The 20657-nt window shown below is 59.8% G+C and carries 17 protein-coding genes and 1 riboswitch; of the genes, 7 read left to right on the forward strand and 10 right to left on the reverse strand.

Going from position 1 to position 20657, the window contains the following annotated elements; genetic code table 11:
• Positions 1 to 144: 144 nt before the first annotated feature.
• From Q0721_RS07665 to Q0721_RS07675, 3 genes are read left to right on the forward strand one after another with little or no spacing between them, the layout of a single operon-like run.
• Positions 145 to 1926, forward strand: a complete 1782-nt coding sequence (locus tag Q0721_RS07665) for a M3 family oligoendopeptidase (RefSeq protein ID WP_299027797.1) — start codon at positions 145 to 147, stop codon at positions 1924 to 1926.
• 11 nt (positions 1927 to 1937) lie between these two features.
• Positions 1938 to 2570 carry an isoprenylcysteine carboxylmethyltransferase family protein gene (locus tag Q0721_RS07670; protein ID WP_299027800.1) on the forward strand — a complete coding sequence of 211 codons (633 nt, stop codon included), beginning with the start codon at positions 1938 to 1940 and terminating at the stop codon, positions 2568 to 2570.
• Entirely contained in the window at positions 2552 to 4825 is a 2274-nt protein-coding gene (locus Q0721_RS07675) for a ComEC/Rec2 family competence protein (protein WP_299027802.1), read from the forward strand. The genes Q0721_RS07670 and Q0721_RS07675 overlap by 19 nt, the downstream gene beginning before the upstream one ends.
• 32 nt (positions 4826 to 4857) lie before the next feature.
• Here the strand turns inward: Q0721_RS07675 and Q0721_RS07680 are convergent, their stop codons facing one another.
• The 4 genes from Q0721_RS07680 to Q0721_RS07695 are packed head-to-tail and all read right to left on the reverse strand — an operon-like array spanning position 4858 to position 7580.
• Positions 4858 to 5412: a 2-oxoacid:acceptor oxidoreductase family protein gene (locus tag Q0721_RS07680; protein ID WP_299027805.1), complete on the reverse strand. Its 555-nt coding sequence runs from the start codon at positions 5410 to 5412 to the stop codon at positions 4858 to 4860.
• Positions 5413 to 5423: 11 nt separating this feature from the next.
• Positions 5424 to 6200, reverse strand: coding sequence for a thiamine pyrophosphate-dependent enzyme (locus Q0721_RS07685; RefSeq protein ID WP_299027808.1), 777 nt, complete (start codon positions 6198 to 6200; stop codon positions 5424 to 5426).
• Between the two features lie 12 nt (positions 6201 to 6212).
• Positions 6213 to 7325, reverse strand: a complete 1113-nt coding sequence (gene vorB / locus Q0721_RS07690; protein WP_299027811.1) for a 3-methyl-2-oxobutanoate dehydrogenase subunit VorB — start codon at positions 7323 to 7325, stop codon at positions 6213 to 6215.
• 9 nt (positions 7326 to 7334) lie between these two features.
• Positions 7335 to 7580 carry a 4Fe-4S dicluster domain-containing protein gene (locus Q0721_RS07695; RefSeq protein ID WP_299027815.1) on the reverse strand — a complete coding sequence of 82 codons (246 nt, stop codon included), beginning with the start codon at positions 7578 to 7580 and terminating at the stop codon, positions 7335 to 7337.
• A 290-nt stretch (positions 7581 to 7870) separates the two neighbouring features.
• Between Q0721_RS07695 and moaA the strand changes: the two genes are divergently transcribed.
• The 4 genes from moaA (at position 7871) to Q0721_RS07715 (ending at position 11781) form a co-directional block, all read left to right on the forward strand.
• Positions 7871 to 8851 carry a GTP 3',8-cyclase MoaA gene (gene moaA / locus Q0721_RS07700; RefSeq protein WP_299027818.1) on the forward strand — a complete coding sequence of 327 codons (981 nt, stop codon included), beginning with the start codon at positions 7871 to 7873 and terminating at the stop codon, positions 8849 to 8851.
• Between the two features lie 91 nt (positions 8852 to 8942).
• Positions 8943 to 9078: riboswitch (FMN riboswitch) on the forward strand.
• 91 nt (positions 9079 to 9169) lie between these two features.
• A complete protein-coding gene (locus Q0721_RS07705; protein ID WP_299027821.1) occupies positions 9170 to 9985 on the forward strand; it encodes an ABC transporter permease in 816 nt (271 codons plus the stop codon).
• A gap of 24 nt (positions 9986 to 10009) precedes the next feature.
• A complete protein-coding gene (locus Q0721_RS07710; protein WP_299027824.1) occupies positions 10010 to 11032 on the forward strand; it encodes an ABC transporter substrate-binding protein in 1023 nt (340 codons plus the stop codon).
• Positions 11029 to 11781: an ABC transporter ATP-binding protein gene (locus Q0721_RS07715; RefSeq protein ID WP_299027826.1), complete on the forward strand. Its 753-nt coding sequence runs from the start codon at positions 11029 to 11031 to the stop codon at positions 11779 to 11781. The genes Q0721_RS07710 and Q0721_RS07715 overlap by 4 nt, the downstream gene beginning before the upstream one ends.
• Here Q0721_RS07715 and Q0721_RS07720 read toward each other — a convergent pair whose 3' ends face one another.
• From Q0721_RS07720 to Q0721_RS07745, 6 genes are all read right to left on the reverse strand, one after another.
• Positions 11782 to 13371 carry a hypothetical protein gene (locus Q0721_RS07720; protein ID WP_299027829.1) on the reverse strand — a complete coding sequence of 530 codons (1590 nt, stop codon included), beginning with the start codon at positions 13369 to 13371 and terminating at the stop codon, positions 11782 to 11784.
• A gap of 42 nt (positions 13372 to 13413) precedes the next feature.
• Positions 13414 to 14601 (reverse strand): glycine C-acetyltransferase, encoded by a 1188-nt coding sequence (locus Q0721_RS07725; protein WP_366519203.1) that lies wholly within the window; start codon positions 14599 to 14601, stop codon positions 13414 to 13416.
• A 288-nt stretch (positions 14602 to 14889) separates the two neighbouring features.
• On the reverse strand, positions 14890 to 17136 hold the full coding sequence (locus Q0721_RS07730; RefSeq protein WP_299027834.1) for a hypothetical protein: 2247 nt from the start codon (positions 17134 to 17136) through the stop codon (positions 14890 to 14892).
• Positions 17129 to 17782 (reverse strand): sigma-70 family RNA polymerase sigma factor, encoded by a 654-nt coding sequence (locus tag Q0721_RS07735; protein ID WP_299027837.1) that lies wholly within the window; start codon positions 17780 to 17782, stop codon positions 17129 to 17131. The genes Q0721_RS07730 and Q0721_RS07735 overlap by 8 nt, the downstream gene beginning before the upstream one ends.
• Positions 17783 to 18088: 306 nt before the next feature.
• The gene (locus tag Q0721_RS07740; protein ID WP_299027840.1) at positions 18089 to 19726 is read right to left on the reverse strand and encodes a helicase-associated domain-containing protein; all 1638 of its coding nucleotides are present in this window, start codon (positions 19724 to 19726) and stop codon (positions 18089 to 18091) included.
• Positions 19727 to 19735: 9 nt separating this feature from the next.
• Positions 19736 to 20656 (reverse strand): diacylglycerol kinase family protein, encoded by a 921-nt coding sequence (locus Q0721_RS07745; protein WP_299027843.1) that lies wholly within the window; start codon positions 20654 to 20656, stop codon positions 19736 to 19738.
• Between the last annotated feature and the right edge of the window lies 1 nt (position 20657).

Below are 20657 nucleotides of genomic sequence, written 5' to 3' on the forward strand. Positions count from 1 at the left end.
GGGCATTAGGCGACCTTGGGCTACGAATTGACGACATTAGCTTGAACGCTGTGCTGGGGGCTGCCTGCCCCGCCTTTCTTAGGTAAAATAGAATTATTCTGCACGCTCAAACGTTTATGATTCCTGTCCGATTGAGGTTTCCCCATGACTGAAGCCCTCTTTACCCAAACCCGCTGGTCGTTGGAGGATCTGTTCCCCGATCCGCAAAGTCCCGAACTGGAGGCTGCCTTCCAGCGCCTGGAAGAGCACACGGCTGCTCTAGAGGCCCTGCGTCCCACGCTGCGCGAGGACTTGCCCGAAAGTGAGTTTCAGGCCATTCTGGATCGGATTGAACAGCTCCACGACCTGGCCTCTCGTCTCTATGGTTATGCTAACTTGCTTTTCAGCGAAGACACCCGCAACCTGATTGCCCAAACCCTGGTGGCGCGAGTGGAACAATTCCTAGCCGAACTGGCCAATCGTACCCTCTTTTTCGAACTGTGGTGGAAAGGCCTCCCCGATGCGGTTGCGGAGCGCTTGCTTGCGGTTTCAGGGGATCGGCGTTACTGGCTGGAGACCCTGCGGCGTTTTCGTCCCCATACCCTCAGTGAACCCGAGGAGAAAATCATCAACCTTAAAAACGTGACCGGTCAGAGCGCGTTGCAGCGCCTGTATGAATCTATCACCAGCCGCTACGTGTTCAAACTGGTCGTGGATGGGGAAGCAAAGGAACTCACCCGCGATGCGCTGATGACCTATGCTCGCGGAACCAACCCGGACCTGCGCGCCGCTGCCTACCAGGAACTGTATCGCGTCTACGGTGCAGAGGCGCCCATCCTGGCACAAATTTATCAGGCCCTGGTGCGCGATTGGTACAATGAGCAGGTTACCCTGCGCAAGCATCCCAGCCCCATTTCCGCCCGCAATAAGATGAACGACCTACCGGACGAGGTTGTGGATACTTTGCTGGAGGTCTGCCGTGCCAACACTGAGGTCTTTCGTCGCTTCTTTCGCCTTAAAGCCCGTTGGTTGGGCGTGGAGCGCCTGCGCCGTTACGACATCTATGCCCCGGTGACCCGTGCAGATAAATTCTACCCCTTTGAACAGGCTGCCTGGCTGGTGTTGGATTCGTTTGAAACCTTTGAACCGCGCATTGCCCGCTTGGCCCAACGTGTGTTTGAGCAGAGGCACCTCGATTCTGAAGTTCGTCACGGCAAGCGTGCGGGGGCATTCTGCTGGAGTGCGGTGCCCGGCCTGACCCCCTGGGTGCTGACGAACTACAACGGGCGCGCCCACGATGTGGCCACCTTGGCACATGAATTGGGCCATGCCATTCATTCCATGTTGGCCGAGCACCACAGCGTCCTAACCTTTCATGCGACCCTACCCCTGGCCGAAACCGCCTCGACTTTTGGCGAGATGCTGTTGGTGGACCGCCTGCTCAATGAGGAGCAGGACGAAGCTGTGCGCGCTGACCTGCTCTTCCGCCAAATGGACGATGCCTACGGTACCATTCAGCGGCAGGCCTTTTTTGCCCTCTTTGAGCGCCAGGCGCATGAGATGATCCGCCAGGATGCGGCGCTGGATGACCTGGCTGCGGTTTATCTGGAGAATTTGCGTGAGCAGTTTGGAGATGCGGTGGAACTAAGCGAAGAGTTCAAGTGGGAGTGGGTTTCCATCCCCCACTTTTACGAAGCCCCGTTCTACGTCTATGCCTATGCGTTTGGGCAGTTGCTGGTGCTGGCACTTTATCAGCAGTACCGCCGTGAAGGGGCGGCCTTCCGTCCGCGCTATCTGCGCATCCTTGCGGCAGGCGGCGCCAAGGCCCCCATTCAGGTGTTGAACGAAGCCGGGGTGGATATCTCGCACGCCGCTTTCTGGCAGGGTGGGTTTGATGTCCTCAGTAACCTGGTGACGCAATTGGAAGCCCTGCCCCTGCCAGCCTGAGGGATAGAGCCATGGGCGAGAGCGGTTTTGGCTGGGTGTTCCTGGCAATGGGCCTCTATGGTGGGTTGCATTCCGCTCTCGCCTCTCACGCCTTCAAGCGTTTTTTGGCGCGCCGTTGGGGTGCTGAGAGGGTGCAGCGCTACTATCGCCTGATCTACTCGCTGCTGGGTGGGCTGACCCTGCTGCCGGTGCTGGGGTTGATGGCCCTGCTCCCGGATCAGGTATTGTATCGTCTGACCTGGCCCTGGCTGGGTTTCGCGCTGTTCGGGCAGGGGCTGGGGGTGTGGGTGGTCTGGCGTGGTCTGCGGGCGACTGGAGCGCTGGCCTTTCTGGGGGTGTTCCAGGCTCTAGGCCAGAACCCGGCAGCCTCTCCGCGCTTGGTGACCGACGATATCTACGCCTGGATGCGCCATCCCCTTTATACCGGCTCGATGCTGGCCTTATGGTGCATGCCCCTGATGACGTGCAATTTACTGGCGTTCAACCTGGCGGCCACACTCTACTTTCTCCTGGGCGCCCGGCTGGAAGAAGCCAAACTGCGCGCCGAGTTTGGGACGGCCTATGCAGACTATGCTCGTCGTACCCCGATGTTCATCCCTCGTCCCGGCGCGCTGGTGAGGGCGCTGTGCCGCTGTTCTGGCTAGCGCTGGCTTTCCTGAGCGGAATCGGCCTAGCGGCACTTCTGCCATTGCCGTTGGCTGCTTGGGCGGGGGGCGCAGTGGTCGGTGCCATAATGCTCTTATGGAAGCCAGCCCGCCGGCTGCCTCGACCGAGCGGGTTGCCGTTGCCGCCTCTGGCGTTGCTCGTCGCGCTGGGGTTGGGAGGAGCGCGCTACGTCCTTCACACCCCCCCTCTGGGCCCGGCGGCAGCGCTGACCACCTGGCATGAGCAGGGCAAGGTAGCTCTGCAGGGGTGGGTGTGTGCTCCCCCTGATCGGCGCGAGCGCGTGACCCTGCTGACACTGTGCGCCGAGCAAATTGAGGCGCCACCGGGCATGTTACAGAGGGTACAGGGTCGGGTGTTGGTCACACTCCTGCCGTTTCAGACCTGGGAGTACGGTCAGCGCCTGACGCTCTACGGAACCTTGAGGGCTCCGGATGAAGGCGAGGCCTTCTCGTATCGTGCCTACTTGGAACGCCGGGGTATTACGAGTCAGATGACGTATCCGCTGGTGAGCGCTCGGCCGGGTCGGCAGGGTAGCCCGGTACGTGCTGGTTTGGAAGCCCTGCGTCAACGCGCCTACGTCCTGGTCAATCGGTTCTACCCTCAGCCGGAGGCTGCCCTGGTGGCCGGCATTCTGCTGGGCCTGGATGAGGACTTCCCGCCGGATCTGGAACAGGCCTATCAGGCCACTGGCACGGCGCATATCATTGCCATCTCGGGTTTCAATATGACTCTGCTCAGTGGCAGCTTGTTGGCCCTGTTAGGGCGGGTTTTTCCCCTGGAGGCTGCCAGCGGTCTTTCTTTGCTGGGGATGGGGTTGTATGCGTTGCTTGTGGGGGGTGACCCGTCTGTACTGCGGGCGGCCTTAATGAGCGGCCTGGCGCTAGGTGGGCGCCTTATCGGGCGCGCTTCTGCCGGGCTGAATGCGTTGGCGTTCAGCGCGGCTTTGCTGTGCCTCTTTAACCCCACGCTGCCCTGGGAGGTTTCCTTTCAACTTTCGGTGATGGCGACCCTGGGTCTAATCCTCTACGCGGAGCCATTCCAGGCTACTTTTACGCGCGCCTTGATCCATCGCTGGCGCTCGCCACTGGCAGGGCGTCTGGCTGGGTGGGTGGGGGAATATCTGCTGGTCACCTTAGCGGCTCAACTGACCACTCTGCCGGTGTTGCTGGCGCACTTTCGGCGCCTTTCCCTCAGCCTGCTGATTGCCAATCCACTTATCTTGCCGGCGCAACCAGCGTTGATGAGCGTGGGAGGGCTCAGTGTGCTGATAGGTCTGGTGGCGCCGACCCTGGGACAGGGGCTGGCCGGCCTGGCCTGGCCACTCGCAGCCTACTCCAACCGTTTGGTGTTGGCGCTTGGTCAAAGCGGATGGGCCTCGTTACCCGTGCCGCCGTTTGAGATGGGCAGCGTGGGGCTCTATTATGCACTGCTCCTGGGGCTGACCTTGGCCTGGCGGCGAGTGGGTCTGCGCCCCTGGCTGCGCGGGGGCATCATTTTGGGTGGACTGGGCTTGATAAGTGGATTGGTTTGGAATTTGGCCCTCTTTCGCCCAGATGGGCGGTTGCATCTTGTGCTCTTCAACCTGCCCCAAAGCCAGGCGCTTCTGGTTCGCGCGCCGGGTGGACAAACGTTGTTGGTAGATGGGGCGACTTCCGCCAATGCCTTAGATGCCGAACTGGGGCGCTACCAACCCGCCTTGGCGCGGCGGCTGGATGCTATCCTTGTCACCAGTCCGCGTGCGGCTGTGACGGAGGGGTTGATTCTCACCTTGCAACGTTACGAGGTGGGGCGGATTCTCTGGGGGGTGGCTCCCGACACAACCCGCACCCACGCGCGTTTGGCGAATCAGGCGCGCACCTGGGGGGTGGCGCAAGCCCCTCTGCTTGCCGGCCAGGCGATTCTCCTCGCGCCGGAGGTAAGCCTGGAGGTTCTCCCACCAGAAGCAGGTCAGGCACCGTTGTTGGTGAGATACGGCAACCTGCGTGTGCTCATCGCTGGCGAAACTTGGCCGCGCGCCACGTTGGCCGTACTGGCCGCTCAGGGAGTGCAGCCGGATGGGGTAATCTTGCGTGGTGCCGATGCTGTGATCTCCACTACTGACAACCCCGGTATTGGGTTCCTGATGGGACAGCCCAATCAGCCTTTGCCAACCGGTTGGCTGGCTACCGGTCTGCACGGCACGCTGGAACTCACCAGCGATGGGCAGCGCTTAGTTTTGACACACCCCCGGTAAAAAGGCGCGGGGGTTACCCGCGCCTCAAGGCGTCAAGCCGATTGGAGTTGCTCAGCCAAGTATTTAGCCCCTTCTTGCAGCGCCGCCACGTTAAGCGGTAAGAGATTGCGGTGGCGCGAGAGCAAGTGTTCCTCCATGGCCTTAGTGACCGCCTCCAGGCTGAGGACGGGCTGGTTGCTCAGCATGGCGCCCAGCATGACCATGTTGGCCACGCGGCGGTCGCCCAGGTTCTCGGCGATTTCATTTGCAGGCACCAGCACGGTGCGAATATCGCGCCGATCCACGTTGCGATCCACCAGTGAGGCATTGACCACCAGCAACCCACCCGGTTTGACCAGCGGCTCATACTTATCCAGCGAGGGGCGGTTAAGCACCAGCGCCACCTGCGGGTTGCGCACAATCGGGGAGCCAATTTCCTCATCGGCAATGATCACGGTGCAGTTGGCCGTCCCGCCGCGCATTTCCGGGCCGTAGGAGGGAATCCAGGTGACTTCCAGGCCGTTATCCATGGCGGCATAAGCCAGCAGTTGACCCGCAAAGAGCACACCCTGACCGCCAAAACCAGCAATGATGATCTCAGTTTGCATGGCTTGTCTCCCTAAACCTTGATTTCAGCCACTGCGGGGTGGATCTTGTAATCCCCGAGCGGGAAGTAAGGGATCATATGTTCTTCCAGCCATTTCAACGACTGCACTGGCGTCATGCCCCAGTTCGTCGGGCAGATAGAGAGCAATTCAACCAAGGAGAAGCCCAGACCGCGCACCTGCGTCTCCAGCGCCAGGCGAATGGCTTTCTTGGCCAGTCGGATGTTTTTGGGGTCATGCAGGCTGCGGCGCACCACGTAACTGGCGCCTTCCAGGGTGGCGATCAGTTCAGCAGCGCGCACTGGGTAGCCCTGGGTCTCCACATCCCGTCCGCGCGGCGAGGTGGTGGTCTTCTGCCCGGGCAGGGTGGTGGGGGCCATTTGTCCACCGGTCATACCGTAGTTGGCATTGTTGATGAAAAAGACGGTGATGTTCTCACCCCGTGCCGCCGCGTGAACGACTTCCCCCATGCCAATGGAGGCCATATCGCCATCCCCCTGATAGGTGATGACCACACGGTCGGGCAAGACTCGTTTGACCCCGGTCGCCATGGCCGGAGCGCGCCCATGCGGCGCCTGCACCCAGTCAAAATCAAAGTAGTTATAGGCAAATACGGAGCAACCTACCGAGGCTACGCCGATGGTGCGCTCGCGCAGGTTCATCTCGTCAATGACTTCGGCAATGAGGCGGTGGGCTACCCCGTGGGTGCAGCCGGGGCAGTAGTGGGTGGGCATTTCGGTCAAGGAAGCCGGACGTGCGTAAACCAGCGTTTCCATCTCCGCGAGGGTCATGCGTGATTCCTCCTAGGCAGGTTGAAGCATGCGTTGTAGCCACCGTTCACGTGGATGGCCGTCCATAGTGAGCGGGGCGGTGGTCATGCGCTTGATCTCATCCAGAACTTCTTCGGGCAGGGGCATGACGCCGCCGAGGCGGGCGAAGAACTCGACCGGTGCATGTCCTTCTATCGCCCGCAAGACATCTTCGAGCATCTGGCCGGTGTTCATTTCAACCACCAGGAAGCCCTCAACCTGGTCAGCCAGTTGCCGGAGCACCTGGTCGGGGAAGGGGCTGACGGTGATGGGGCGGAACAGACCAACCGGAATGCCCTCGGCGCGCGCCGCCCGCACGGCCGAGAGAGCCACCCGCCCGGCCGTGCCGAATCCCACCACCACGAAGCGGGCGTCCTCCAGGTAGTAACCCTTGTAGCGCACCTCGTTGGCTTCGATTTGCTGCCAGCGGCGCAAAATGCGCAGGTTGGCTTCTTCTTCCAAAGGCGGATCGAGATAGATGGAGGAGAGCACGCGCCGCTCGCGTCCGATGGCGCCGCGCACCGCCCAGTCGGGATAGGTGGTTTTGAGCGGGCGCATTGGGGGCATCTCCGCCGGCTCCATCATCTGCCCCAGACTGCCATCCAGGAGTACCACTGCGATGGCGCGATACGCCTCGGCCAGGTCAAACGCCAGCATGGTCAAGTCAATGGCTTCCTGGATGTTCGAGGGAGCCAGGACGATGGGACGATAGTCCCCGTGCCCGCCGCCGTGGACAATTTGGTTGTAATCACCTTGAGCGGGGGCAATATTACCCAGGCCAGGGCCACCGCGCATGACATCCACCAACACCATCGGCACCTCGGTGCCAGCAATGTAGGAAAGCCCCTCCATCATCAGGCTAATGCCCGGGCTGGAAGAGGAGGTCATCACCCGCACGCCAGTGCAGGCCGCGCCATACACCATGTTGATGGCGCCCAGTTCACTCTCGGCCTGGACGAAGACGCGTCCCAGTTCGGGCATGCGCATGGCCAGATATTCGAGCAATTCCGTTTGGGGGGTGATGGGGTAGCCGAAGTAAGCCTCCAAGCCGGCTCGCACGGCTGCCTCGGCAATGGCGATATTACCTTTCCATAACTCACGCGCCATGCCCACCTCCTAGACGGCCGCCGCTACGCGCGGGCGGACGACTTCGCGGTAAACCGTAATCGCAGCCTCTGGACACACGACGGCACACACTCCGCAACCGGTGCATCCTTCTTTGATCAGTGTGGCCGGGTGGTAGCCCTTGACGGTGAGGCGGCTCATATCTAACCCCATCACTTCCTGCGGGCAGGCCGCTACGCATAACTCGCAACCTTTACAGTATAGATCGTTAACGACAATTCGTCCCTTGGGGGGCATCCGTTCCTCCTGATTTGTGTGGAAGTTAAATACAACAGGGTTGGCTGGGATGCGTTCTACCTTTGATTATGGAACGCCTGTCTGGGCTTTGGGTAGTGTCAAGCGTCACCCGAAAAGGCTACAAGTATCCTGATATTTAACACTAAATTAGTCCTATACGTAGGCACGAGGGGGAGAATCTTGGGCTGAAGCACAAAAATCACCCCTCCAGCAGGTGTTCTGCGGGGCCACTTTTTTGTATAATGATGAAAAGGTATAGTCTTGTCCCTATAACAAGAGGAAGCCCGACAATGGCTCTCGACCGTTTTGGTCGCCGTATTCACTACCTGCGCATTAGCCTGACCGATCATTGCAACTTGCGCTGCGTGTACTGCATGCCTGAAGATATGACCTTCCGCCCCTCGGCAGAAATGCTGCAGGATGAAGAAATCATCTTTCTGGTGCGGCTCTTCGCCAGCCTGGGGTTTGATAAAATCCGTCTGACCGGCGGCGAGCCGACCGTGCGTGCGCACGTGGTGGACCTGGTGCGGGAGATTGCTGCCACGCCGGGGGTGAAATCGTTGAGCATGACCACCAACGGCGTGTTATTGCACAAACTGGCGCGCCCGCTCAAAGCTGCTGGGTTGCAACGCGTCAACATCAGCCTGGATACGCTGGATCCGGTACGCTATCATAAGATCACCCGCTGGGGTAACCTGCAACAGGTATGGGAAGGCATTTTGGCAGCCGAGGAAGCTGGGCTTACCCCGATCAAAATCAACACTGTGGTGGTGCGTGGCTACAACGAAGCGGATGTGGTAGACCTGGCCCGCCTGACCTACGAGCACGATTGGCAAGTGCGTTTCATCGAGATGATGCCCCTGGGTGGGATCAGCGACTTTCAGCGTTCCCAGGTGGTTTCAACTGCCGAGATGTTGACGTATCTGGAGGCTGCATTTGGTTCGGTTGAGCCGATCAACGGGGGCGAACTAGATGGTGAAGCCCGCCTTTACCGCTTGCCGGGAGCGCAGGGTACGCTGGGGTTCATTGCTTCGGTCACTCTACCTTTCTGTGCTTCCTGCACCCGTGCCCGCCTGACGGCGGATGGACGGCTGCGCCTGTGTCTGTTACGCGACAAGGAAGTGGATTTGCTCACCCCCCTGCGCAACGGCGCCACCTGGGAGGAGATGCGTCAGTTAATTGTGGACGGCATCTGGGAAAAGCCCTGGGGGCACGGCCTGGCTGAGGGAGAGATCGCCACCAACCGGGTGATGAGCGAAATTGGTGGGTAAAGCGAGCCATAACGCGACTTTGTGCAAAGACGAACAAAGAAATTGACAATTTGCCCCCGGTGGGGTAAACTAAAGCCGTGACAAGTGCATAGCACGCCTTCGGGGCAGGGTGAGGGAGGTTCGCCTCCCAATTCCCGATCGGTGGTGACAACCCACGAGCGTCTTCGGACGCAGGATCCGGTGGAATTCCGGAGTCGACGGTATAGTCCGGATGGGAGAAGGCGTATACGTAACCCCTGAGCCGGGTGGTATCTGGATGCCCCGAAGACGTTTGTGCCTTCGGGGCTTTTTCGTGACCTGGAGAGGGAGCACGGGATTATGATCACATTGGCAAAACCTTTGCCTTGGATGAAGAAGTTCCGCCCGCGCTGGCTAACGCAGGGGGTGTGGACGGTGCTCTCGCTGCTGCTGGCGGTGGGGGTATGGGAGGGCATTGTGCGTCTGGCCCACTTGCCGCCGTTCATCCTGCCCTCGCCGGGGCAGGTTGGGCGGCGTTTGGGGCTGGCGATAGCGGATGGTTCGCTCGCTCGTCACACCCTGACGACCTTGCAAGAAGTGGGCATCGGGTTGCTAATTGGGGTGGTGTTGGCTACGTTTCTGGGCTATCTGCTGGCCCGCTCACCGCTGCTGGAGCGCTTGATTGGGCCTTATCTGGTGGCCAGTCAGGCCATCCCGACGGTGGCCATCGCGCCCTTGCTGGTGATCTGGTTTGGCCCGGGTATGCTCTCTAAGGTGCTTATCTGCGCCCTCATTGTCTTCTTCCCTGTGCTGGTCAATACGGTGGTGGGGGTGCGAGCGGTGCCGCGCGACCTGCGCGCCCTGATGCACACGCTGCGCGCTACCCGCTGGCAGACTCTGCGCTACCTGGAGATCCCGGCGTCCCTACCCCTCTTTCTAGGCGGATTGCGCATTGGGGCTACGCTCTCGGTGATCGGGGCAGTGGTGGGAGAATTGGTTGGTTCCAACCGCGGCCTGGGCTTTCTGATCAACGTTGGGCGCGGCCAGTACGATACGGCCCTGGTCTTTGTCGCCACGTTCACCCTGATGACCCTCGCCCTCGTCCTGTATGGGTTGGTGCTACTGCTAGAATGGCGGCTGTTGCGCTGGCAAGGTAGCCCGCGCGATCATCACTGATACTTTGGAAGCGGAGAAGATTTTATGGATACCTTCAAGTCTCGTTTACCCTTTTGGCTATTCGGGCTTATTGTTTTGGCATGGGTTAGCCTCGCCCTGGGGGGATGTCGTGTAGGGGTCACCTCCCCCACCGTGACGCCCACCCCAACCGCCATTCGCCTGCCGGTGGGGTACATCCCCAACATTCAGTTTGCCCCCTTGTATGTGGCGATTGAAAAAGGCTATTATCGGGATGAAGGGCTGGAGGTCAGCCTGGATTACAGCATGGAGACGGATAATGTAGCCCTGGTTGGCGCTGGCAACCTGCCCTTTGCCATTGTCTCTGGCGAGCAAGTGCTGTTGGGACGGGCGCAGGGTTTGCCGGTGGTTTACGTTATGGCCTGGTACCGTGATTATCCCGTTGGGGTGGCTGCACCAAGCGATCTGGGCGTGCGTACGCCGGCAGATTTGCGGGGACGACGTATTGGGATTCCCGGCTTGTACGGGGCCAGTTATATTGGATTGCGCGCCCTACTCTCGGCTGGGGGAGTGCCTGAGGAGGCGGTGCATCTAGAATCTATCGGTTATAACCAGGTCGAGGCGCTGATCAGCGGCCAGGTGGATACCGCTGTGGTTTATGTGACCAACGAACCGATCCAGTTGCGCGCCCGTGGCTACGCCGTGGATGTGCTGCGCGTGGCCGATTATATGGCCCTGGTGTCGAATGGCCTAATCACCAACGAGCGCACCCTGCGCGAGAACCCTGACCTGGTGCGGCGCATGATCCGAGCCACCCTGCGCGGCTTGCGTGACGTGGTCAATGACCCTGCGGCGGCCTATGCCATCAGCGAGAAATATGTAGAAAACCTGACCCAGGCTGACCGCGCCGTGCAAATGGAAGTGCTCGAAACCTCAATTGGGTTGTGGCAACAGAGCCCCTGGGGTTACAGTGATCCGCAGGCCTGGGAGAACATGGCGCGAGTCCTGCGCGAGATGGGCTTGATCAACCAGCCCCTAGAGATCACCCAGGCTTATACGAACGCTTACCTGCCACAGGAGCGACCATGAGTGTTGCAACGGCCCCGGCGCTAGACGTCGTTCACCTGAGCGTGAATTTCGAAAACGGCAGCAGTGAATTGCAGGCCTTGGAAGATGTGACCTTTCAGGTCTGGCCGCAGGAATTTGTGTGCTTGCTGGGGCCTTCAGGGAGTGGTAAGAGCACCTTGTTACGCGTCCTGGCGGGGCTGGTGCCGCCCACCCAAGGAGAGATTCGCTTTGCCGGGGGGCAGCCTCCGCGCATTGGCTATGTCTTTCAGCAGGCCAATCTGATGCCCTGGCGCACGGTGCTTGAAAACATTATGCTCCCTCTCGAATTGCAGGGCGTGCCACCAGAAGAGGCGCGCCGCCAGGCGCAGGCCTGGGTGGAACGGGTGGGGCTGAGCGGGTTTGAATCGGCTTGGCCGCGCGATCTTTCGGGCGGGATGGCGCAGCGTGTTGCCATGGCACGGGCCTTGATCCACGATCCTGACCTCTTGTTGCTGGATGAGCCTTTTGGAGCCCTGGATGCGCTTACTCGGGAACGTATGGGATCTGAACTGCTCGCGCTGTGGCAGGCTCAACGCAAGACCGTGCTGATGGTCACCCATTCGATCTCCGAAGCCCTGCTTCTGGCAGATCGGGTGCTGGTTTTTAGTCCACGCCCGGGGCGGGTCAGCCTGGATATGCCCGTGCCCTTACCGCGTCCGCGCAGTGACGAGCTGCGTTATACGTTGGATTTCATCCACCTGGCCCGAGAGTTGCGGCAGGCGATTGGTTGATCAGGGGGTGAGTGCCCAGAAGCGCGCCAGCCCTGCTTCGTCAGTGCTGAAGAGTTGCCTGCCATCAGGGCTGAAGCGCAAGCCGTGCACGGGGCGGGTTGGCCCTTCCAGGCGTTGCTGTAACTGCCCGTCACCAAGCGTCCACACGTAAAGCGCTGGATCTTCGCCGCTGGCAGCGAGGCGTTTCCCATCGGGTGCAAAGGTCAGGGCAAAGATCATGCCACTGGGTCCGCGCAAGATGTAGACCGTTTTGCCCTCGCTATCCCACAGCCAGATACCGCCATCCTCGTTGCCACCTGCCAGGAGATCGCCAGCAGGCGAAAATGCCAGGCGCAGGGTGCGCCCGGTTTCCGGGATGCGGCTCAGCATCACCGTACGGGTGCTCAGGTTCCACACCAGGGTGCGGCCATCTTCCAGTGCTGCTGCCAGGCGGTTGCCATCGGGTGAGAAGGCTAGGTCGAACACGCCGCTACCCGTAGGGAGGAGGATGGGGGGCAGGTTGCCCTCGATGCGCCCGAGCACCTGCACCTGGCCGCTCGTTCCGGCCAGGGCTATCTGTTGCCCATCCGGTGAGAAGACCAGCGCGGTCACCGGTGTGTTGCTCAGGGTGCGCACCACCTCGCCGTTGGAGACCTGCCACAGGCGGGTGGCGGCGCCGTTGGTGACCAGCCAGCGTCCGTCTGGCGAGAATGCCAGGCGCGGCGGATTCGCCGGGTTTTCCAAGTAGCGCACCCGCTCGAGGGTGGTGGCATCGTACAGCCCGATCCCAGTCTGTGTGGCCAGCGCAATGAGGTTGACCCGCGGCGACCAATCCATGGCGAAGATTGGCATTCCCAGTTCAATTTGGGTTGGGCCAGCGGTGGGCTTGGGGGTGGGCGTTTCAGGCGGTGGGGTGGGGGTTTCTTCCTCAGGAATGACGGCTGCGGAGAGGGTATCGGTTGGCAATACCTCCTCGGTGGCTACCTGTTCGGTGATGGCCAGGGGTGGGGCAGTCTCGGGAGCGGGAGGGACTTCCAGGGTTGCTGTGGTGGCGGGATACAGCACGGCTATCCAGCCGGGCAGGGGACTGCCCGGCCAGACCCAGGAAACTACCAGCCCAATGCCCACCAGCAGGATCAGGATAAGTCCCAGACGAGGGCGCGAGCGCAAGCGACTGGCGCGCCGCAGTGCTTCCACGTCAGATGCGGCGGGCGTCTCTACAGCGCGCGGAGGTGGTGTGGAGGACACGTTAAGGGGTTCTTTACGGGTGGATGGTGTGGGGCCAGAGGGTGCCGCCAGATGGGGTGGGGAAGGGGGTGGGGGTTGGGCAGCAGGTTCCTGAGGTCGAGGCGGCGACAAGGAGGGGGTGGTCAGCCGTGTGTTGATGATGCTCATGGCTTTGGCGATGGTCACACTGCGCGGAAGGTGTTTTTGAGCCTCACGCAGGACACGCAGACGCGCAGCGTCGTCAGGCTGGGTGTCTGCCAGCCATAGCCAGGCCGCCTCGTTGGTCGGCTCGGCACGGACGATGTCTTCGAGAATCTCACGCGCCGCTGTCTTATGACCGCTGCGGGCTAGATCAATGGCGCGGATCAGGCGTTCAGAGGGCATAGCGCTATTATAGCCCCATTCACTCCTACCCGAGGAGCATGCTTAGCCGCCGATGACCCCAAGGCGTTGGCCGACACGGGCAAAGGCTTCCAAGCCGCGATCAAGGTCCTCTCGGGTGTGCGTCGCCGAGAGCATGACACGGATGCGCGCCTTGCCTTTGGGTACGGTGGGGTAGCCAATGGCCATGGCAAACACCCCTTCGGCGAACAACTCACGGCTGAACTGTTGTGCCAGCGATGCCTCCCCCAGCATGATGGGGGTGATGGGGGTCACGCTTTGGCCAGTATCAAAGCCCAGGCGGCGCATTTCGGCCTTAAAATAGCGCGCGTTCTCCCACAGCCGATCCACCAGTTCAGTTGATTCTTCCAACACATCAATGGCAGCCAAGGTCGCCGCTACATCAGCAGCGGGCACCGCCGAGGAGAAGAGGAAGGGGCGCCCGCGTTGGCGCAGCCATTCCACCACCAGGCTGCTCCCGGCCACGGCCCCGCCAACCACGCCAAAAGCCTTGGAGAAGGTGCCAACCTCAACATCCACCTTGCCGTGCAGGCCGAAGTGATCCACAATCCCGCGTCCTCCTTCACCCAGCACACCCTCACCATGGGCATCATCCACCATCAGCATCAGGTCATACTTGCTACTGATGGCATAAATCTGATCTAACGGAGCCACGTCGCCGTCCATGCTGAAGACCCCATCGGTGACCACCAGGCCGCGACGGTAGGTGCCTTGGGCTTCCAGGATTTTCTGCTCCAGGTCATTGGGATCGCAGTGGGCGTAGCGAATGATGCGCGCGCCGGAGAGGCGACAGCCATCAATGATGCTAGCATGATTGAGTTCATCCGAGAAGATGACATCCTCTTTACCCACCAGCGCGGGGATGGCGGCCAGGTTGGCACAGAAGCCGGATTGAAAGGTCACCGCTGCCTCAACCCGTTTGAAGGCCGCCAAACGGCGCTCCAGTTCCAAGTGCAGGTCGAGCGTACCGGCAATGGAACGCACCGCTGCCGGTCCCACTCCATAGCGCGCCAGAACTTCGCGTGCCGCTGCCACCAGGCGGGGGTGATTAGCCAGTCCTAAGTAATTATTAGAGCAGAAGTTAAGGACGCGCCGACCGTCCACCTCCAGCCACGCGCCTTGTGCCGAGGAGATGGTACGAATGGTGTTGTACAACCCGCTGGCTTTGAGGGCTTCTAGTTCGTCTTGAATCCAGGTCAGGCGTTTGGAGATATAGACCTCATGAGATGTCATAACTCACCTCGGGAAAGTACAAAGGGATAATTTGTACAAAGGCTTTCAAGGTTCAGTGCGTTTGTGATCGTGCCTTGCTAAAACGATTATAGCATGACCAGAATGTGATGATAGCGATGACCTGCTTTCCAGTGGTCTCTGTGTAGAAAAAGGGCATCTTTTCTGGAGTTGCGCCTCAGCTCTTTAGACAAGTGGGTTTTCAGAGATGATGAGACAGGTGACAGATCGTCTCTGCCCCTGTCTCATGAGCGGTATCCCTAAGTGCGTTCAGGGGATTCTGATCCCATTCAACGCGCCACTGACACCAGGGATGCGATATGCCGTACAGGAATCTGGCGCGATCAGATAAAGCCTGCCCTCGGGCGTCTCTGTGGTGATCAGGCTAACGCCTAGAAAACGCCCCATCGTCTCCCAAACTAGACCGTTGATAGCCAATCCTGGTTGATCCAGAATCAATCGGGCCGGGCCTCCCTTCAGCGGCTTGAGGTAGAGGCTGTTATTGTCCCTTCCACGGTAAGCCACCCACTGACCGTCGGGTGAAAGGACCGCCATCGGCGCTTTACGCGAAGCGTTTTCCAGAGCAAAAACATCCGTGCTTGTTCCGCTTTGAACCTCTATGGCTTTGAGCAGAAAATCCTCCGCAGGCCCGGGAATGGCGTAGTAGAGACGTGTTCCATCCGGCGACCATCCTGCAATGCTTTCATAACCCAGGTTAGACAATCGCCGGATCTGTCCATCTGTGAGGTCAAGGACAAATATCCCATATTGCCCCGCTGCATTAACACCGGCAATGCGTTGCGCGTCTGGAGACCAGGACAAACTGCCGCCAAACTGTCCAGGAATCACCCTTATTTCGTGGTTACCAAGGTTTTGAATCACGATTCCTTCCTCGGTCACATAGGCGAGGCTATCGCCCTTCGGACTCAAGGCCGCCCGTGTGCTTCCTGGGGCGATGACGTGCTGTTGGGTGCCATCCAGGCTGGCTTGCACGATTTGGGCCTGGGGGTTGAGGCGAGAAACAATCACCGTCCCTTGCCAACTCGAGGGAACGTAAGGCAGGGTTGCCATTGTCTCGGCATTGAAACACGCCTCTGGGTTAGGAACTTGGGTGCTCAACTGGTGCGCCGTCAGGGGTGACCAAGTCGTGGATAATCTCTGCGTGGCCGCAATAACCCAAAGATGGGAGATGCGGATATTTAGAATGCCCACAGGGCGTTGGGTAAAACTGAGGCTCTTCATGAGCCGACCGGTCTCGCCCCCTCCTCCGCCTCCAACCGCCAAAGCACCTTCAATTTCCACATTCAGGTCATAGAGATTAGAGTCCGTGGTTTCAAAGAGAAAGGTGTAGCCCTCATGCGAATCCGCCGTTACTGACACCAAACGGACATTGAAGCGATCAACGGTTATCTCTCGATTTAGGGTCCAGGTCTGCCCGATCTGGGGCGCAGCACCTACATCCAATGGGATTGTCAGGGGTGAAGGTAACGCCACTTCGGTGATGAGGCGGCACGGAAATTCAAGCGTAATCGGGAATTCGATGTTATTGCCCCTGATTTGCAAAACCCATGGGATCGCAGTCCCAAGATCTGAGGCGGGATCATTGAGGGGTTGAACATCGCTTGGATAAGAATACGGCACTTTGTTCCCCGCGGCGTCGGTGATCACCGGCACGCCAGTGATTTCCAGCCATTGCCCCTCAGGAAGGTCAGAACGCACGGCGCCCAGTAAGATGTACCCATCGGCGGTTTCAATGACCTTTTCCACCATGAGACTAGCTTGGGCTGAAGCGTGACTTTGCGGAGTTGAAGCGGACGATGTGGTTGGCGTATGACCAACGGGTAGCGTTGGTGTGGTGGCATCCATCACAGGCAGGATAGTAAACTCGGGCGGAGCCGGCACGAAACGGAGTGTCAACCGCCAGTTGGAAGGCACACTACCGGGAAGCGTATTGGGTATACACGGCAAGACAAATGTCACTTCGTTCACATCCGGCGGGATGGGCGCTTCTAATGCTTGCGCAGTCCCATCTGGCAGGATCACATAGGGGGTATCGGTACACCCTAAAACTGCTTCCCCTTGAGGGTATGCAGAAAGTGGCACACCGGAAACCCCGTACTTGATCCGCGTTTCTGTGGCGGTGAGCACGGCTTGCTCAACTGCAACGGTCACACCTGCCTGGGTTAGACTGACCGGCTGAGCCAATACCCGCACTGGCGCATGGGTATCTACGAGTCCGAAACCTGGAATGTAGCCAAGAAGATGTTGAACCGCTGCGTAAACCCGTTGTGGCCCCCAAATGAGCATGCCAACCACGGCAGTGACCAAGACAATCAGGGGGATCATTGTCCATACTGCACGATGTCTAAAGACGTGGAAGCCGGGCAATCGCTTTTGACCCCACCGGTTGAGCAATTCGGCTTCCAAATGGTCAATAAATTGACTGCGAACCGGCGGGATGTTGAACGCGCGGCGGATATCTTCTTCGGACTGGGCGGGAAGCTCATGCTCACTCATAGAAAACCTCCATTTGAGCGTGCAAGCGCGCCAGGGTGCGTTGGGCGGCTTTTTTGACCGCCGATTCACTCCGGTGCAAAACTTGGGCAATCTCGGAATAGGTCACTTCACACAGAAAACGCAACCGCAATAATTCACGTTCCTCTTCAGAAAGTTCTGCAATAAATTTGGCCAATGCAGTCACCCGTTCTGAGTGAACGATCTCAGATAAAGGGTCTTGTTTGCCCGAGTCTGCCAAGTTCTCAATCCTTTGGGTGAATCGCCGGCGACGAAAGTAATCCATGACTTTACTGCGCGCAATGGTGAACAACCACGCGGCAAACGAGCCGTTATTTCGAAACCGGGGAAGATTTTCCAAGGCACTTAAGAAGGTTTGAGCTGTCAAGTCCTCCGCTTCGGGCACACTCCCCACGCGGCTGTAGACATAGCGAAAGACACGCTCGACATATCGGCGATACAAGATGCCAAACGAGCCGGGATCGTGTTGTGCGGAACGGATGAGTTGAACTTCATCTGAAGCAGTTATGGCGGTGAGGTTGCTAGAGTCCATGACATCATGATCGTGCATGCGTTGCTCCTTTGATAGCCCCTGGGGAAGTGCCCGAATCATCGTGCGTTCGTAAATTAAGACGGAGTACCTTAGCATTGGGGACATCTTAAGCCCCTTATAGCGGTATAAAAAGCAAATAAGTGGCGTCACCCCCTTTCTGAAGACGCAGGGGCTCTGATCTTGTGCCATCGGCGGGCCGGCCATTAACCCTTTATGCAACCCTAGCAGTATCGGAGGGCGTTTTCCGAGGGTCAACTCTGGGCGGCAACAACCCCGAGTGTCGCGATAGCCAACAGCAAAAAGGTTTGGCCAACAATGTAGTTTGTACTGTAGGGGGGCTTACCCAGAAGGTTGGCCGCAGGTTCCCGCCGACTTGCATCAGCGTTTGTTCGATGGATGTCCTCACCCCTCTAACTTCACCTCGGCCAGGTAGCCCTGCTCGGCCAGAGCGCGGCGCAGGCGTTCCACCTGCCCAGGCCGCACCAGCGCCAGCGTGGGTGAAAGCACTTCGGCCAAGTAGCGGGCAGCCGGCCCGCGCTGCAACTCAGTTAACACCTCTGGACGGTTAACGCGCAGCAAAATCACCCGCTCAATCCGCACCGATGTGCCCTGACTCTCCCAGCGTTGCAGCGCACGGATGAGCATTGGGGGTGGAGGCATCGTCGCGTGTTTCTGGAGCAAGGCCAGCAGGTACGTTATTTTCAGCCCCTGCTGACGAGCGCGCAGTAGCGAGGCTGGGGTAAGGCGATAATGGTACCCCTGGGCGTCAGCCGGTAACCACTCCCCAAAGCGCGCGATTTGATAGCGTAGCCAGCGTGGGGTAAGGGGTGGCAGGGTCAGGGTGGCGTCCCCCTGCACCATAATCTGACCGTTTTCTTCGGCCAGCCCCTGCGGGGGTTCCCCGGCGAGGAGAGCGCTGGCCCAGGCTGAAAAGCGGAATGCGGTAATGGGGGCAGTGGCTTCGGGGGCCGCGGCGGCCAGGTCAAGCACCCCCAACCAGTGCAGCGGTCCGGTGAGGATGAAGCGCACCAGCGCGCCGTCCACTTCTTCCCAATGGGCAAACCCACGCAAAAACTGCTCGCTCCCGGCACGGCGGATGAACCAGGAATCGTAATCCCCTGCCGGGCGCTGAAAATCGGGGTGGTTTTCGCGCACAGCAGCGATAAAGCCCTCCAGCGACCACCAGATGGGCTGGGTAGCAAGGGGGCTGAGCAAAGATAGAAGGGCTACCCGCGCTTGCAAGGGGTTGTTTTCCCACTGACCCTCAAACGCTAGGTGGGGCAATAAGCGCAATTCGTTGAAGGTGCGGCTTTCACGCCACGCTTGAAAAAGGAAACACAGCGCTTCACCACGCGGGGCCTGCAGGAAACGCTGGACACTTTCAGGCAGGGGTTGACCATGCTCATCCAGCAACCCGGCGCTCTGCAACAGGGTCTGCAAAACGGGGGTGGGGATCTCGCCGAGCAATTCGGGCAGGGGCCGGCCGCTACGCCAGGCGGCCAGCGCGGTGCAGACGTGATCCAGAATCGCATCATTAGCCGGGCGGGGGTGAGCCGCTTCGGTGGGGGTGGCCGGGCGCACGCTCAGGGCGGGTGCGGGGGTGGGAGTGGTCTGCAGCCAGGCCAGCCACTCATCGGGGATGTAGGCATATTCCTGCGGTTCGACAGGGGGCAAGTCCAAGAAAGCGCGTCCGATCAAGGCGCGATACCACAGCATTTCGGCCGGCGATACCGGGTGGAGGTCGGGGCGCTCGCGTTCGCGTCGCGCCGCGCCTATTGGACGAATATCTCCATAGCGTCGACTGAAAATCGCCCAAGGCAGGCGGCCGCCACGTTGGGCCAGGTCATCCAGCGCCTGGCGGGCGGTAGCGGGCAGGCTTTCAACCATCTCCCAGAAGAGCGCTTGATCCTGTAACGCAACGATCAGATGTTGGAGGGCTCTGCGCTCGTCCTGTTCTCCTAGGTCTATTCCCCACAGGCCGGCCACCCGATGCAAGAAGTCCAGGTCGCGATCTTTTAACGTTTGAAGCAGGTCGGGCATAGCGGATGACTAGCGGGCGTGAATGAAACGAATGGCCCCAGGGACAGATTCTACACTGAGGCGGTGAATCGTAGAATCGAAACCGGCGTAAATTTCGCCATCAGTGTGGATGTAGAGGGGACGGTTGGCTTCCAAAATCAGATGGCGGAATGCGCCATGGCGCGTGTAAGGCAGATGGGCGTGCCTGCCGCGAATGAAAAAGGGTAGGGTGTAAAGCATTTTGGGGCGCGAGATGGTACGCACCCCAACGTAATCTATCTGCCCATCGGTAGGACTGCCTTGGGGCGCCATCCAAAACATCCCGCCCTGGCGCCGGCCGTTGCACAGAGTGAGCATCAGCAGATCGTCTTCCCAGGTCTGCCCATCTTCTTCTACCCGCAGGTGATAGGGGTGATGATTGAGCAAGATGGTTTGCAATGCGGCCACTAGGTACACCCCCAATCCGCGCAGGAAGCCGCGCACCTGACGGGTCCGGATATTGACCACGGCGTCAAAGCCGATGCCAAGGGTATTGGTCCAATATTCGCTGTGACCGCGGTCATCGTAAATGCGGGCCACATCGGTGGGGCGAGGTGTGCCTTCCAGCGCCTGGCGCAGGGCCTCGGCGGGCCGCGGGCTGATCCCCAGACTGGCGGCAAAGTCATTGCCCGAACCCACCGGCACGATTCCCACCGCAGGACGCTCTTCGGGCGGAAACGCCATCAGACCATTGACTACCTCGTGCACCGTACCATCCCCGCCCATGGCAATCAGGCGCTCAATACCTTCGGCAGCGGCTTGCTGTGCCAGTTCAATGGCGTGTTGATAATAGGCTGTCTCATACCATTCGGCGCCGTAGTGGTTGGTGGCAAGCGGGCGCAGTTGAGCGGCCAGGTGAGCGGCGCGCCCAAAATTGGCGTGAGGGTTGCAGATAACGCGCACGGCAGACATG

The organism is uncultured Thermanaerothrix sp. (assembly GCF_938028735.1).
In the GTDB taxonomy this organism is placed as follows: domain Bacteria; phylum Chloroflexota; class Anaerolineae; order Anaerolineales; family Anaerolineaceae; genus Thermanaerothrix.